Below are 1,972 nucleotides of genomic sequence, written 5' to 3'. Positions count from 1 at the left end.
ACCGATTCGGGCTTCGACGGGTTGAAGTACCCGTATGGAGTACGATAAGGTCCGAAGGAATGAGGATTCCACCCCTGCGGTCCGCCGTACAGATGGGATCTGATGTTAGCCTCGATGGTCAGTGACATCCGGCTGGTGTGACTTCGTGTCGCAACCAGCGGAACCTTTGTTCCCGCCGAGCTGGAGTTACACTCCAGCACATTCCGGTTGATCCTGCCGGAGGTCATTGCTATCGGAGTCCGATTTAGCCATGCTAGTTGCACGAGTTTAGACTCGTAGCGGAAAGCTCAGTAACACGTGGTCAAGCTACCCTGTAGCGACGGATAACCTCGGGAAACTGAGGCTAATACGTCATAACGCTCGAGGTCTGGAGATTGATTCGAGCCGGAAACGCCTTTGGCGCTACAGGATGCGACTGCGGTCGATTAGGTAGACGGTGGGGTAACGGCCCACCGTGCCCATAATCGGTACGGGTTGTGAGAGCAAGAGCCCGGAGACGGTATCTGAGACAAGATACCGGGCCCTACGGGGCGCAGCAGGCGCGAAACCTTTACACTGTACGGAAGTGCGATAGGGGGACTCCGAGTGTGTGGGCATAGAGCTCACACTTTTGTGAACCGTAAGGTGGTTCACGAATAAGGACTGGGCAAGACCGGTGCCAGCCGCCGCGGTAATACCGGCAGTCCGAGTGATGACCGATTTTATTGGGCCTAAAGCGTCCGTAGCTGGCCAGGCAAGTCCGTTGGGAAATCCACCCGCTTAACGGGTGGGCGTCCAGCGGAAACTGCTTGGCTTGGGACCGGAAGATCCGAGGGGTACGTCCGGGGTAGGAGTGAAATCCTGTAATCCTGGACGGACCGCCGATGGCGAAAGCACCTCGGAAGGACGGATCCGACAGTGAGGGACGAAAGCTAGGGTCTCGAACCGGATTAGATACCCGGGTAGTCCTAGCTGTAAACGATGTCCGCTAGGTGTGGCACAGGCTACGAGCCTGTGCTGTGCCGTAGGGAAGCCGAGAAGCGGACCGCCTGGGAAGTACGTCTGCAAGGATGAAACTTAAAGGAATTGGCGGGGGAGCACTACAACCGGAGGAGCCTGCGGTTTAATTGGACTCAACGCCGGACATCTCACCGGCTCCGACAGCAGTAATGACGGTCAGGTTGACGACCTTACCCGAAGCTGCTGAGAGGAGGTGCATGGCCGCCGTCAGCTCGTACCGTGAGGCGTCCTGTTAAGTCAGGCAACGAGCGAGACCCGCACGTCTAATTGCCAGCAACACCCATGTGGTGGTTGGGTACATTAGGCGGACTGCCAGTGCCAAACTGGAGGAAGGAACGGGCAACGGTAGGTCAGCATGCCCCGAATGAGCCGGGCTACACGCGGGCTACAATGGCCGAGACAGTGGGTTGCGACACCGAGAGGTGGAGCTAATCTCCTAAACTCGGTCGTAGTTCGGATTGAGGGCTGAAACTCGCCCTCATGAAGCTGGATTCGGTAGTAATCGCGTGTCAAGAGCGCGCGGTGAATACGTCCCTGCTCCTTGCACACACCGCCCGTCAAAGCACCCGAGTGGGGTCCGGATGAGGCCACCGTCCGGTGGTCAAATCTGGGCTCCGCAAGGGGGCTTAAGTCGTAACAAGGTAGCCGTAGGGGAATCTGCGGCTGGATCACCTCCAACGCACTCGGGATCGAATTCCTTCTGGGGATTCGACCCACTTCGCGACGCGGGTCGCGCCAGTCGGACACTTAAGACCGTCGAGGCTAACGCTTTTCCTCCAGGGATGGGGGATGGGCCCATAGCTCAGTGGTAGAGTGCCTCCTTTGCAAGGAGGATGCCCTGGGTTCGAATCCCAGTGGGTCCATAGACTCCACGCCCGTGTCCGTTACGGAGACGAGCGTGGGTTCGACTGATGCACCAGTCCGCGAGAGCGCGACTGGGAAGGGTCGATGTACGCTCCCGCGTTCACCTGCG

1 tRNA gene and 1 rRNA gene are annotated in these 1,972 nt (G+C 58.5%); both read left to right on the top strand.

Annotated elements, in window-relative coordinates:
• Positions 1-200 precede the first annotated feature (200 nt).
• Positions 201-1,676, top strand: a 16S ribosomal RNA gene (locus IEX84_RS14480).
• Positions 1,677-1,790: 114 nt separating this feature from the next.
• Positions 1,791-1,862, top strand: a tRNA-Ala gene (locus IEX84_RS14475).
• Positions 1,863-1,972 lie beyond the last annotated feature (110 nt).

The organism is Halarchaeum rubridurum (assembly GCF_014647115.1).
Classification (GTDB): domain Archaea; phylum Halobacteriota; class Halobacteria; order Halobacteriales; family Halobacteriaceae; genus Halarchaeum; species Halarchaeum rubridurum.
The sequence above is the reverse complement of the archived record's forward strand: the minus strand, read 5'-3'. Positions and strand labels throughout refer to the sequence as shown.